The sequence below is a fragment of the Bacillus sp. FSL K6-6540 genome (assembly GCF_038007545.1).
On record NZ_JBBOXH010000001.1, the window covers coordinates 2,047,965 to 2,061,225 of the forward strand.

Genomic DNA, 13,261 nt, shown 5'->3' on the forward strand with positions numbered 1-13,261 from the left:
GGCAAGGTAGGGGAAGCTTCTAAGGAAAGTGGTGTCATCATGTTGTCTTACCGCAAGTTTGCTTACGTATATGATCAACTCATGGAAGACATGCCGTACCCGGACTGGATCCGCTTTGCGAGAACCGCCTGGGAGAAGCACGGAATGCCAAAAAGCGTCGTCGAGCTCGGATGCGGGACAGGCAGCATCACCATACCGCTCGTCAACTCCGGTTTTGAAGTAACGGGGATTGACCTGTCAGCGGATATGCTGTCGGTTGCCAGGCGCAAGCTGGAGGGCACGCCCCAGGGACATCGCTTGTTCCGGGAAGGGAGCGTCCGCTGGGTGCAGCAGGACATGCGTTCCTGGGAGCTGCCCGAGCAGGTGGATTCCGTCATTTCATTTTGTGATTGTGTGAACTACCTGCTGGAGGAGAAGGACATCCGCTCCGCTTTTGCAAGGACCTACAACGGTCTCAAGGAAGGCGGCACGTTCCTGTTTGACGTGCATCACCCCAATACGCTGCTGCGATACGACGAAGAGCAGCCATTTGTTCTGGATGAACGGGAAGTGTCCTATATATGGACATGCGACCTGGACGAACGCCGGATGGAGATTGAACACCATCTCTCCATTTTTGCACGGGATGACCAAGACCGAACGATCTACCGCCGCTTTGAAGAAACGCATATCCAGCGGGGATACGACCCGGAATGGATGAAGGTTGAGCTGATTAAGGCCGGATTCCGGGACGTGAAATGCTATGCCGATTTTGAGTGGACGGAAGCGGGTCAGGATGCATCCAGGCTGTTCTACGTTGCCGTAAAATAAACGAATACCCTAAGGAGAAGGCACGCTTCTTCGTCTATTCAGGACGGAGGAGGTGCCTTTTTAGGTTATATAAGAGTGCCTATACTTTGAGTCCGGGATTTTTCAAAAAAACGCTGCGGATGCGACGGCTCGTCGCGGTCTGTTCTCAAGAGAAACACGTCGATAGACTCAGTTCTTGCGTCAACGGGCGATTCATTATATTCAAAGACATTTCTTTTCGGCTTTATTTGACTGTGGTTAAGGTTCATGGGAAGGGATATGGGTTTGCTTTCGGTACTGTGCTACGATGGGGGATAGATAGGATGAGCAAATATGAGAGCGCTATCTTTCGGGAGGCTTTTAACCATCCGGAACGCACTGAATGACATCATATGAGTTCAACGTTGGTCAAATGATGCATAAGCTAATAAATTTGGTCGAGAGAGGATGAATGATTATGAAACTGTCCGTATTTACGGTCGCCACCCCTGATTTACTGCCGGAGGAATTGGCCCAAGCGGCGGCGGATGCCGGTATCGAAGGGATCGAGTGGCGCTTCAAGGAAATTCCGGCAGAGGCTGCCGAAGAGAAGCCTTCCTTCTGGGGGCATAACCGCTGCTCCATCGATCCGAACGGCACGCAGGAAGATTGGCTCAGGTTTAAGCAAGCAGCCGACAAGCATGGCCGGCGCAGTCTTGCGGTCGTTCCTTATCTGACCTGCGGCGACGTGGAAGCGACGGAGAAAGTCATGCAAGCGGCCAAGCTGATCGGAGCCTCTTTCATTCGTGTGGGGATTCCGGGATATAACCGAACGCGCAATTACAACGAACTGTACGACCAGGCGGTTCGTTACCTTCATGAGGTGCAGGATCTTGCTGCCGCTTACGGGGTTAAAGCCGTGGTGGAAACCCATCATCTTACGATCACTCCGAGCGCCGGACTGACGCACCGGCTCGTATCCCACTTCAATCCGCAGCATATCGGCGTGCTGTATGATCCGGGCAACATGGTCCATGAAGGTTACGAGAACTACCGGATGGGCTTGGAGCTTCTCGGTCCCTACGTGGCTCATGTCCATGTGAAAAACGGGGGTTATCGAAAAACGCCTTCCGAGGATGGAAGCTCGGCATCCTGGTCCGGAGAATGGGTCTCGCTTGACCAAGGGGCCGTCCCATGGAAGCAGGTCATTCAGGATTTGCAGTCGGTCGGCTATGAAGGTTACTACGGAATCGAGGATTTTAGCGGGACGTTTGAATCCAGGGAGATGCTGCTTCGTTTTGCCGAGCAGATGAACATGTGGGCAGACCATAAACAAAGCGTATAGGACACTTATGAAGGAGGCGATAGATATGGAACAGGTAAGAGTAGGGGTTATCGGACTGGGGATGGGTTTTTCGCATGCCAAATCGCTTGCCGCGGGGCGGATTGCGGGGGCGCGGCTTAGCGCCATATGCGACCTCAACCCGGCCAAGCAGGAAGAAGCGAGGGCTACGCTCCCTTCGGACGTGAAAATTTGGAGTGACACGGACGCTATGATCTCTTCGGGAGAGATCGATGCGGTGATTATTGCAACGCCCCATTATGCCCATCCTCAAGTGGCCATCGCGTGCCTGAACCAAGGACTCCACGTCCTGATTGAGAAGCCGGCGGGCGTGTATACGAAGCAGGTGCGGGAAATGAACCGCGCGGCCGAAGCAAGCGGCAAAGTGTTCTCGATCATGTACAATCAGCGCTGCAATCCGCTGTATAAAAAGCTTAGAGAGCTCATCGCGGCCGGCGAGCTCGGCGAGGTGCGGCGGATGAATTGGATCGTCACGAATTGGTACCGCTCACAGAGTTATTACGATTCAGGCGGGTGGCGCGCTACCTGGGCGGGAGAAGGCGGAGGCGTCCTGATTAACCAATCTCCGCACCAGCTGGATCTGTGGCAGTGGACAACCGGCATGATGCCGAAAAGAATCCGCGCATTTTGTTCGTTCGGCAAGTACCGGAACATTGAAGTGGAAGACGACGTGACGGCTTATGCGGAATACGAGAACGGCGCCACGGCCGTCTTCATTACGACAACGGGGGAAGCGCCGGGCACGAATCGGTATGAAGTGACGGGAGACCGCGGTAAAATCGTCATCGAGGACGGCAAGCTTACCTTCTGGCGTCTCCGGGTGCCTGAACCGGAGTTCAATCAGCAGTATACCGGGGGCTTCGGCGAACCGGAATGCTGGAAATGCGAGGTGCCGATTTCGGGGGACAATCCGCAGCATAACGGCATCATCCAGAACTTTGCGGACGCCATTTTGCACGGAACGCCATTGATTGCGCCGGGCGAAGAGGGAATCCACGGATTGACCCTGTCCAATGCCATGCATTTGTCCACCTGGACCGACAATTGGGTCGACCTGCCGTTGGACGAAGATCTGTATTACGAGATGCTGCAAGAACGGATAGCGAATTCGTCCACCCGGAAAACGGTCAAGGAGATCGGGCCGGTGGATATGAGCAAGACGTTTGGCGCTTATTAAATTACAATCGGGGAGGCTCTTGGTATGGACCGCAGCAATGGAATGCTCTATGCGCCGGTGGGCAAGGCCCAGCCGGTGTGCAAGCCCGGAGAATTTATTTTTGCAGCCATGTCGCTGGAGCATGGCCATATATACGGCATGTGCAACGGCTTGATTGAGGCCGGGGCGACGCTGAAGTGGGTGTATGACCCAGACCCCGCCAAGGTTGCTGCTTTTTGCAAGGCATACCCGGAGGCAGCCGTGGCTTCCTCCGAGGCCCAGGTGCTGGAAGATGCCGAAGTTCATCTGGTGGCGGCTGCCGCCATTCCTTCGGAGAGATGCGAGCTTGGCCTGAAGGTCATGTCGCACGGCAAGGATTATTTCACGGATAAAACGCCGTTCACCACGCTGGAGCAGGTGAACGCTGCACGCGCGAAAGCCGCGGAGACGGGCAAGAAATACATGGTCTATTACAGTGAACGGCTGCATGTGGAGAGTGCCGTCCATGCCGGGAAGCTGATTCAGGACGGGGCGATCGGGCGAGTGGTGCAAGTGATGGGAACCGGACCGCACCGTTTGAATGCGTCCTCCCGCCCGGACTGGTTTTTCCGTCATCAACAGTACGGGGGCATCCTGTGTGACATCGGCTCCCACCAGATCGAACAATTTTTGTTTTATGCGGGATGCCGCGATGCCAAGGTGCTCAGCAGCAAGGTGGGCAATTATGCGAATCCGGAATACCCCGAGCTGGAGGATTTCGGAGATGCAACGCTGGTGGGAGACAATGGAGCCACCAATTATTTCCGCGTCGATTGGCTGACGCCCGGAGGACTTGGCACTTGGGGCGACGGCAGAACCTTTATTCTGGGAACGGAAGGATACATCGAGCTTCGCAAATACATCGATATCGCAAGGCATCCGCAGGGGGATCATCTGTACTTGGTTAACGGTGAAGGAGAGTTTCATATGGAACTCCAGGGGAAAGTGGGCTATCCGTTTTTCGGGGAGCTTATCCTGGACTGCCTGGAACGCACGGAACATGCCATGTCCCAGGAGCATGCCTTCAAGGCCGGAGAATTGTGCGTGATTGCCCAAAATGAAGCCGTGCGCATTCCCTAAAATCATTTATAATAGAGAAAACCCCGTTACGTTGAGGGTTGGGGGTTAGACGACTCCAAAATCGCTAAAGGGGCGATTCTCTAAATGACCTCATCTGTCGATATGATGCCAGGCTTTGACCGCATGCAGCTTCAAGCGCCGTTCGATCTGACCTATTACAATGAACAGCCGCTGTCGGGAGGGCAGTTTCACTCGCATGCTTTTTATGAAATTTATTATTTCCATGAGGGACGCTGCACGTATTTGATCGGCGATTCCGTGTTCACCCTGAAACCGGGGGATCTGCTCCTGATGAACGGGCTTACGCTGCACTGTCCGAACGTTGAACCCGATTCCAGATATGTCAGGAGCATTCTGCATTTTGATCCGGCCTGGATCTGCAGGGGGCTTTCGGAGACGGCCAAATCGATATTGCTGGACCCCTTCGAAACGCTGCGGAATCATCGCATGACGCTGACGGGGGAGAACCGGGAAGAATTCGAAGGGATGCTGGCCGATATACACCGCTTGTCGTCCTCCACGGCCGGCTTTCGCCAAGAGCGGATGACCCTTCGAATCCAGGAGATGATGTACGTCATCGCCGACTGGTGCCAGGCCGCCGTGCAGGATCACGACTCGATCTCGGAGAAGGAGCGGCATGTCCAGCATGTCGTGTCGTTTGTCGAGGAAAATTATATGCTGGATCTGACGCTGGAGGGAATCGCCCGCGACATGCATATCACGAAACACTATTTATCCTCCTTATTCAAGGAAGTAACCGGAACGACGGTGTTCAAATATGTGTATCACCGGCGGATCAACCAGGCAAAAATCATGCTCAGGCTCCACCCCCATCTGAGCATAACGGAGATCAGCCAGGCGTCCGGTTTCAAGCATTTGGCCCATTTCAGCCGGATGTTCAAGGCCATGGTCGGGACCACGCCAGAACATTACCGCAAAAGCGGAGAAGAGCTTTCGTTGACTTGACCGCGCTTTTTGGGTATAATAGCCACATTAAAACGGTAATATGAACGCGATGATGAGGATCAATCGTTCCAATTTCGATCATGCAGAGAGCCGGTGTCTGGTGAAAACCGGTTGACGATAGGGATGAACTCGCCTCGGAGCAATGGTGTTAACCCGGCCGTCGGAGGGCTGTATTCCGACAGAATCGGCCGATGAAGCATCGTCGTCTTATCCGCGATAAGGATGCAAAGGGAGCGAAAGGCAAAGCATGCCTTTGGCTAACTAGGGTGGTACCACGGGAATCAAACCTCTCGTCCCTAGCGATCAACGCTATGGATGATGAGGTTTTTTTGTTTTTTTGGGCAATGGCGCAGGCCTTGCCTCTCGACTGTGAAGGAGGAGCAATGAAGTATGACGGACAATCAACCAACCAGCCACGGCTACCAGCCGCAGGCCATCGAACAGAAGTGGCAGCAATACTGGGATGAGAACAAAACCTTTAAAACGGAAGAAACCTCGTCCAAACCGAAATTTTACGCGCTGGATATGTTTCCGTACCCATCGGGTGCAGGCCTGCACGTAGGTCACCCGGAGGGATACACGGCAACGGACATCGTGTCCCGCTACAAGCGGATGCGCGGATACAACGTGCTTCATCCGATGGGATGGGACGCCTTCGGCCTGCCGGCAGAGCAGTATGCGATGGACACGGGCAAACATCCGCGGGAGTTCACCGTGCAGAATATCGATACGTTCCGCCGCCAGATCAAATCCCTCGGGTTCTCGTATGACTGGGACCGCGAGATCAGCACCACCGATCCGGAATATTACAAATGGACGCAGTGGATCTTTATCCAGCTCTATAAACGCGGCTTGGCCTATGTGGCCGAGGTTCCGGTGAACTGGTGCGAAGCGCTCGGCACCGTGCTGGCGAACGAAGAGGTCATCGACGGCAAGAGCGAACGCGGAGGCCATCCGGTCGTACGCAAGCCGATGCGCCAATGGATCCTGCGCATTACCGAATATGCGGATCGCCTGCTGGAGGATCTGGACGAGCTGGACTGGAGCGAAAGCCTGAAGGATATGCAGCGCAACTGGATCGGCAAATCCACGGGCGCCGAGGTCCGTTTTGACATCGAAGGGTATGATGGTCATCTGGAGGTGTTCACCACTCGTCCGGATACGCTGTTCGGGGCAAGCTACTGCGTCCTGGCACCGGAGCATGACCTCGTGGACAAAATTGCGACAGCCGATCAGCGTGAAGCGGTGAAGGCTTATCAGGATCAGGCAGCACGTAAAAGCGACCTGGAGCGGACGGATCTGGCCAAGGATAAAACCGGCGTATTCACGGGCGCGTATGCCGTCAATCCGGTAAACGGCGCCAAGGTACCGATCTGGATCGCGGATTACGTGCTTGCCGGCTACGGCACCGGTGCCATTATGGCGGTTCCGGGACATGACAGCCGGGACTGGGAGTTTGCGAAGCAATTCGGTCTTCCGATCATTGAAGTCGTTCAAGGCGGAAACGTCGAGGAGGAAGCATATACCGGCACCGGCGCGCACGTGAATTCCGGCTTCCTGAACGGGCTGGATAATGAAGCGGCTATTCAGGCGATGAATGAATGGCTGGAGAAAGAGGGCAAGGGCAAGAAGAAGGTAACCTACCGTCTGCGCGACTGGCTGTTCAGCCGTCAACGCTATTGGGGCGAGCCGATTCCGATTCTGCATCTGGAAGACGGAACGATGAAGACCGTGCCGGAAGATCAGCTTCCATTGCTCCTGCCGGATGTGGACCAGATTAAACCGTCCGGCACCGGCGAATCGCCGCTGGCCAACGTGACGGAGTGGGTGGAGACGGTTGATCCCGAAACGGGCATGAAAGCCCGCCGCGAAACCAATACGATGCCGCAATGGGCCGGCAGCTGCTGGTACTACCTGCGTTACATCGATCCGGATAACCATGACGAACTGTGCTCCAAGGAGAAACAGAAGGAATGGCTGCCGGTTGACCTGTACATCGGCGGCGTGGAGCATGCTGTGCTGCACTTGCTGTATGCGCGCTTCTGGCACAAAGTATTGTATGACCTGGGCGTCGTCGATACAAAGGAGCCTTTCCAGAAGCTGGTCAATCAGGGCATGATCTTGGGGAACAACAATGAGAAAATGAGTAAATCCCGCGGCAACGTCATCAATCCGGACGATATCGTGAACGAATATGGCGCTGACACGCTGCGCGTATACGAAATGTTCATGGGGCCGCTGGAAGCGACGAAGCCATGGAACACCAACGGCGTTGAAGGAACGCACCGCTTCCTTTCCCGCGTATGGCGTCTGTTCATCGGAGACGACGGTCAATTGAATCCTAAAATCGTGGATGGCGAGGGTACGGACGAATTCAAACGCACGCTGCACAAAACGATTAAGAAAGTGACCGACGACTTTGAGCATCTGCGCTTTAACACAGCGATCAGCCAGTTGATGATATTCATCAACGAGGGGTACAAGAGCGAAGTGCTTCCTCGCAAGGCGATGGAGAACTTCGTCCAACTGCTTTCCCCGCTTGCCCCTCACCTGGCTGAAGAGCTGTGGAGCCGTTTAGGCTACACGGAGAGCGTAACTTACGTGCCATGGCCTGAGTTTGACGAGGCTTGGACCGTAGAGGCAGAAGTCGAGATCGTGGTGCAAGTCAACGGCAAAATCGTGGAACGCGCCAAAATCGCGAAAGACATGGACCAAGAAGCCATGCAACAACATAGCCTCTCCCTTCCAAATGTCAAGCAGGCGCTGGAAGGCAAGAGTATTCGCAAAATCATTGCCGTACCGGGTAAACTGGTCAATATCGTGGCCGGTTAATCGTAAAACCGAAGGCAGCATCCAGTTTGGCCAAATCCTCCTCATACTTGTCGTGTGTGGTTTGGATCAATTGGTAGAACAACCCGTTCAGGTTCGATTCCAGCAGTGCCAGAGCCTGGGCCGTGATGCCTCCGGGAACCGCCACCCGCTTTTGCAGCTCTTCGGGGGAGAAGCCCTCCTCCGTTAGCAGCTTGCCGGTGCCAAGCAGCATTTCGCCAGCTAGTGCATTGAGGGACCTGCGGTCGATTCCGGTCATTTCAACGGCAGCGTCGATCCATTTTTCCATGAATAAACTTAAAAAAGCAGGCCCGCAGCTGGAGAAATCGGAAGTGATTCGCGTGTGCGATTCCAGTATCTTGAGCGGCCTGCTGATATAAGACAGGAGGCTTTCTATAAGCTGCCTGTCTTCTTCTTTTATTCGGGAACCATACATGCATAACGATGCTCCGCCTCCGGTGATGTTAGTGATGCTCGGTATGATTTTCGCTACCTTGCAGGGCAGCGATGATTCCAGATGGATCAGTTGGACCGGACTTGTGATGGATATGGCGATTTGCCGGGTTTCGAGCCGATCCTTGATTTCGCCGATGACCGCTTTGAATTCCAACGGCTTGATACATAAAAATAACAGGTCGCTTTGAGAAGCCGTCTCCGTGTTACAGCTGCATACCGTCAGACCGGGATGACGTTTTGCCAGCTGCAGCGGCTTTTCAGGGCTTCGGTTGCTGACCCGAATCTGCTCAGGCAGGAGTGCGCCCGATTGAATGAAGGCATCGATCAACAGACTACCCATGCTGCCCGTACCGATAAAACCGACCTTCATGTGTATGTTCCCTCCTTTCGCGCTTTACGGCAGAAATGTACCGTCCTTACGTCTAATGTATGCGGGGAAGATGCCGATTCATGACGGTTTTTCATGCGATTCCGGTGGGGAAGCCGAAGATTATTCCAGAGCTTGTACGAATTGAACTTTGAAGTTAAGGAGAGGTCTTGGATGAAACGGATATCTTTAGGTTGGAGTCTTGCCGCAACGCTTGCGGGCTGCGGACTCATCTTGTTTGCCGGCGGTACGGAACAGGGGATCGAGGGCTGGCAGCCGTTAAACGAACAGCTGGAGCAAGTCATGACCATGGAGGAGAGCGCCGGTGCGAAGGCGCTTGCTTCCGATTCCCGGGATAAGGATGCGGGAGGGGCTGCAGCCCCTGCTGACGCTGCAAAGACCGCTCAGGGTGGACAAGGCGAGCCCGCTACGAACGCGAAGGAACCAGTGCCAAGTCTGGACCCGGCTGCTGCGGCCGGGAACGGCCAAGGAGCGGAAACCTCACCATCTTCAGCTTCCGATCAGGCAGCCGTTTCCCCGGCTTCATCCCCGACGGAGGCTGTCGGTCAATCGGTCTCTGCCAATGAACCTCCAGCGCTGCCGCCGTCCATTCCGGATCCGTCCGGATTGATCAATGTGAATACTGCGGATGCAGCCACGCTGATGGAGCTGCCCGGCATAGGCGAGGCGAAAGCCAAGGCCATTATCGATTATCGGAATCAGTTCGGCCCGTTTCGAAGTCAGGCCGACTTGATGAACGTAAAGGGCATCGGGCCCAAAATGCTGGAGAAGATGAAGCCTTACGTAGGACTTTAGCTATGTGCTACAATAAAGGAGATATTGACAAGGAACAGGTGACAGATGATGAGTGCAGATCAACGTAAAGATTGGGATACTTATTTCATGGATATTGCCTTTATGGTATCTACCCGTTCTCAATGCCCTCGGCGTCATGTGGGAGCGGTGCTGGTGCAGGGCAAGAAGCTGCTCGGGACAGCTTATAACGGCGCGCCGATGGGGGTGCCGGATTGCTCGGAAGCAGGTTGTATGATCGCGGAGGATTATGAATTGGTCGTGCAGGACGGCAAGGAAAGCATGGTGAAGAAGCAGCGCTGCATCCGCACGATTCATGCCGAGCAGAATCTGCTGCTGTTCACGGACCGGATCGACAGGGAGGGCAGTACGGTGTACGTGACAGACGAGCCTTGCTGGACCTGTGCGAACATGCTTGCCAACAGCGGCATTGTCGAGGTTGTGTTCCATCGACCTTATCCCAAGGACTCCGGCAAGGTGTCCCGCATGATGGAACAGAAGGGGATTTCGTTCCGGCAGCTTGAAGCATACGAGCCGCCGCGCGAAACCTTGATGACGGTAGCGGAATAAATCATGCATTGACGATTGCGATTGATAGGAATAGAAAGTTATGGAGGAAGAACCTTTGACTGAGATTTGCAGGCAAGGGTTCTTTTTTATTTCGTCAAGAAGGGGATACATTCAAAAATGATGAAGCGAAGGCCATTACTTGTGTTTACCGTGTTATGGGTGATCGGCAGCGGTGCTGCATGCCTGTATGACGGATGGAAGCTCGCCGTGATCGCGGTCGGGCTAATTCTTCTATTATTAACTGTATGCCAGTGGGTGGGCACAGGGCGCCTGTTTACGATCTGCATGATATTCTCATTGTGCGTATCGGGGTCGTACTGGGAATGGCATGATGCGGCGAATGTAAGTGATTTCGAGTCGGTCCTTGCAGCGGAAGAGTCGACTGAACCCATTCCTGTTACTGCGTTCGGGGTGATTTCTTCTCCTGTCGAGGTGGATGGCGACCGGGCTGATTTCCAAGTAACCCTGCAGCGGGCAGATCTGATCCAAGCCAAGCATCCGGCGGTGCAAAATCAAGCCGATCCGAATGGCAGCATGATGCTAAAGACAGACGATATCGTTATGGTCCAAGTGAAACTGCTGGACAAAACGGAGCTGGAGATTGTGAACCGATGGCAGCGCGGGGACCGTATACAGCTGAGCGGGGAAATGCAAAAGCCTGGAGTGGCCCGCAATTTTGGCGGGTTTGATTACCTTCAGTATTTGCGCACTCAGAAGATTCATTGGATCGTCAAAGTGAAGGGCTCGGAACAAGCGGTGGTCCAACCGCCCGACAGCTGGAAATTAAGCCATGTTCTCAGATGGAATGATGCCCTTCGCGACAAGCTTGGAAGCAAGCTGGATCAATTGTACGGCGGCATCCATGCGGGTTATATGAAAGGACTTGTCATTGGCAATCAGGATGATCTGGATCCCGATACATTCATGGAGTTCTCGCGTTTGGGATTGACTCATATTCTTGCGATATCGGGCATGCATGTGGCTGTGGTTGTAGGATGCCTGCTATTCGTATGCACAACCCTTCGAATGACGAGGGAGGCCTCGCTGACTGCGGTGATGTGGCTGATTCCCGTATATGTCCTGCTGACCGGGGCGAGTCCTTCCATAGTGCGCGCAGGCATCATGGGAATGATCGGTTTGTATGCTGCGCGGCGGCGGCTTTTGAAGGATGGGCTGCATATCCTCAGCGTGGCCGCGCTTGCCATGCTGGTGTGGAATCCGTATTTTCTCGTGAACGTCAGCTTTCAGCTCTCCTTCATCGTGACGGCGGGCTTGATGATATTCGTGCCGAAGCTGATGCCGCTGCTGGCATTCTTGCCCCGCTGGCTGGGGGGAACCGTCGGCATAACGGTCGTGGCGCAGCTGATTTCCTTTCCGCTCACCATCCATTACTTCAACCAGGTCTCGCTTATTTCCGTTTTCGCCAATCTGATCCTCGTTCCGGTCATTAGCCTGGTCGTCCTGCCTTTAGGCATGGTGTCTCTGTTGATGGGGTGGGTATGGATGCGCGGGGCGGGCTGGCTGGCCGCCGTGACCGAATGGTTAAACCATATCACGTTCCGGATCGTTGAATGGATGAATGGTTCCTCGGTTTTTATGACATTGTGGCCGTCCCCGTCGTTAGCCTGGATACTGTGTTATTTCGTTGTCCTGTATGCATTGCTGTCCATCCTGAACAAAAGATTTAAGAATCCCGAGGGAGGGCAGAACGCTTCGAATGATACGGAGCCATTGGACGGACGCCCGTCATGGGGCGGCAGAGCAGATTTGTCCGGCGTGGGCACGCTGCCGATCGTGGGCCGTTTGGCCGGTGCATTGCGATGGAGAGGCTTCCTTCGTGCCAGTCATCATATCGAACGGTATGCCCCGGGAGCTGCGATAGCCCTGCTGTCCGGGGTTTTGATTGTTCTGCTGTACAGCGGCTATCAATCGCCGTCTACGCAAGGGGCGGGACTGGTGCAATTCCTGGATGTGGGACAGGGAGATTCGATATTGGTAACAACGCCTTCGGGCAAGCATGTTCTCATTGACGGTGGCGGGACGGTGAATTTTCGCAAGGAGAAGGACGCCTGGAAGGAAAGGAAAGCTCCGTACGAGGTAGGAGCGAAAGTGGTGGTGCCTTTGTTGAAAAAACGGGGCGTGCACCAGCTTGAAGCCGTCATCATGACCCACGGGGATCAGGACCACATAGGGGGACTCCTGGCTGTTTTGCAGGAAATCCCCGTGAAATCCGTCGTGTTTAATGGGACCTTGACCGAATCCGCTTCCTTCCGGAAGCTGATGTTATCCGCGGTTGAACAGCGCATTCCCGTATATCGGGCAGGAGCGGATTCCGTATGGAAACTTGACGGTCACACGGAGATCCGATTTTTATCCCCTCTTTTCCCAGAAAGTGGAGAAGTCATCAAAGCATTACCGTTGATTAAGGAGCAAAATCATGCTTCACTAGTATTTGTCCTTCAGATGAACGGCAGCCGCGTCTTATTTACCGGGGATACGGATCAAGCAGCCGAACGGAAAATACTGCAGCACCTGGAGGGGCAATCCCAAGATGACGCAGCCTCACGGCTTGCTGCCGAAGACCGGATCGACGTCATGAAGGTGGCCCATCATGGAAGCAAGACATCCACATCCGCGCCATGGCTGAATGCATGGAAGCCGACGGCTGCGGTAATTTCTGCCGGCGTCAACAATATGTACGGTCACCCTCATCCGGACGTGGTCGGCCGCTTGGAACGTTTTCGGTCCATCATCTATCAAACCAACCTTCATGGCGAAATCCAGATGAGGATCAAGAACGGGCATATTGAGACGCGAACGAAGATTCCATGAAGACGCCCGCTGTTCCTGGGAC

Annotated in this window: 10 protein-coding genes and 1 other annotated feature; of the genes, 9 read left to right on the forward strand and 1 reads right to left on the reverse strand. The window is 54.3% G+C overall.

The features are described 5' to 3' along the window. The first annotated feature begins 39 nt into the window (after positions 1–39). From MHH82_RS08960 to leuS, 6 genes are all read left to right on the forward strand, one after another. On the forward strand, positions 40–810 hold the full coding sequence (locus MHH82_RS08960; protein WP_251493596.1) for a class I SAM-dependent DNA methyltransferase: 771 nt from the start codon (positions 40–42) through the stop codon (positions 808–810). A 436-nt stretch (positions 811–1,246) separates the two neighbouring features. Next, positions 1,247–2,113 carry a sugar phosphate isomerase/epimerase family protein gene (locus MHH82_RS08965; protein WP_251493599.1) on the forward strand — a complete coding sequence of 289 codons (867 nt, stop codon included), beginning with the start codon at positions 1,247–1,249 and terminating at the stop codon, positions 2,111–2,113. 25 nt (positions 2,114–2,138) lie between these two features. After that, complete coding sequence (locus tag MHH82_RS08970; protein ID WP_015734164.1) at positions 2,139–3,308, forward strand: Gfo/Idh/MocA family protein; 1,170 nt, start codon at positions 2,139–2,141, stop codon at positions 3,306–3,308. Positions 3,309–3,332: 24 nt separating this feature from the next. Next, positions 3,333–4,406 (forward strand): Gfo/Idh/MocA family protein, encoded by a 1,074-nt coding sequence (locus tag MHH82_RS08975; RefSeq protein WP_015734165.1) that lies wholly within the window; start codon positions 3,333–3,335, stop codon positions 4,404–4,406. Positions 4,407–4,490: 84 nt separating this feature from the next. Beyond that, positions 4,491–5,372, forward strand: a complete 882-nt coding sequence (locus MHH82_RS08980) for an AraC family transcriptional regulator (RefSeq protein ID WP_051425429.1) — start codon at positions 4,491–4,493, stop codon at positions 5,370–5,372. Positions 5,373–5,412: 40 nt separating this feature from the next. Further along, positions 5,413–5,673 (forward strand) — a binding site (T-box leader). A gap of 89 nt (positions 5,674–5,762) precedes the next feature. After that, the gene (leuS, locus tag MHH82_RS08985; protein WP_340965297.1) at positions 5,763–8,204 is read left to right on the forward strand and encodes a leucine--tRNA ligase; all 2,442 of its coding nucleotides are present in this window, start codon (positions 5,763–5,765) and stop codon (positions 8,202–8,204) included. Here leuS and comER read toward each other — a convergent pair. Beyond that, the gene (comER, locus tag MHH82_RS08990) at positions 8,185–9,027 is read right to left on the reverse strand and encodes a late competence protein ComER (protein ID WP_015734168.1); all 843 of its coding nucleotides are present in this window, start codon (positions 9,025–9,027) and stop codon (positions 8,185–8,187) included. The two genes, leuS and comER, sit on opposite strands and share 20 nt — an antisense overlap. Before the next feature lie 171 nt (positions 9,028–9,198). On the opposite strand from comER, the gene MHH82_RS08995 reads away from it, so the two are divergent. The 3 genes from MHH82_RS08995 (at position 9,199) to MHH82_RS09005 (ending at position 13,239) form a co-directional block, all read left to right on the forward strand. Beyond that, positions 9,199–9,840, forward strand: a complete 642-nt coding sequence (locus MHH82_RS08995) for a ComEA family DNA-binding protein (protein WP_340965299.1) — start codon at positions 9,199–9,201, stop codon at positions 9,838–9,840. A 48-nt stretch (positions 9,841–9,888) separates the two neighbouring features. Further along, complete coding sequence (locus MHH82_RS09000; RefSeq protein WP_009590851.1) at positions 9,889–10,407, forward strand: deoxycytidylate deaminase; 519 nt, start codon at positions 9,889–9,891, stop codon at positions 10,405–10,407. 117 nt (positions 10,408–10,524) lie between these two features. Continuing rightward, entirely contained in the window at positions 10,525–13,239 is a 2,715-nt protein-coding gene (locus MHH82_RS09005) for a ComEC/Rec2 family competence protein (protein ID WP_340965300.1), read from the forward strand. Positions 13,240–13,261: the final 22 nt, after the last annotated feature.

Excerpts from the sequence above, each read along its gene's own strand:
- MHH82_RS08960 (WP_251493596.1), top strand. The coding sequence starts at position 40 with ATGTTGTCTTACCGCAAGTTTGCTTACGTATATGATCAACTCATGGAA.
- MHH82_RS08965 (WP_251493599.1), top strand. The coding sequence starts at position 1,247 with ATGAAACTGTCCGTATTTACGGTCGCCACCCCTGATTTACTGCCGGAG.
- MHH82_RS08970 (WP_015734164.1), top strand. The coding sequence starts at position 2,139 with ATGGAACAGGTAAGAGTAGGGGTTATCGGACTGGGGATGGGTTTTTCG.
- MHH82_RS08975 (WP_015734165.1), top strand. The coding sequence starts at position 3,333 with ATGGACCGCAGCAATGGAATGCTCTATGCGCCGGTGGGCAAGGCCCAG.
- MHH82_RS08980 (WP_051425429.1), top strand. The coding sequence starts at position 4,491 with ATGACCTCATCTGTCGATATGATGCCAGGCTTTGACCGCATGCAGCTT.
- leuS (WP_340965297.1), top strand. The coding sequence starts at position 5,763 with ATGACGGACAATCAACCAACCAGCCACGGCTACCAGCCGCAGGCCATC.
- comER (WP_015734168.1), bottom strand. The coding sequence starts at position 9,027 with ATGAAGGTCGGTTTTATCGGTACGGGCAGCATGGGTAGTCTGTTGATC.
- MHH82_RS08995 (WP_340965299.1), top strand. The coding sequence starts at position 9,199 with ATGAAACGGATATCTTTAGGTTGGAGTCTTGCCGCAACGCTTGCGGGC.
- MHH82_RS09000 (WP_009590851.1), top strand. The coding sequence starts at position 9,889 with ATGAGTGCAGATCAACGTAAAGATTGGGATACTTATTTCATGGATATT.
- MHH82_RS09005 (WP_340965300.1), top strand. The coding sequence starts at position 10,525 with ATGATGAAGCGAAGGCCATTACTTGTGTTTACCGTGTTATGGGTGATC.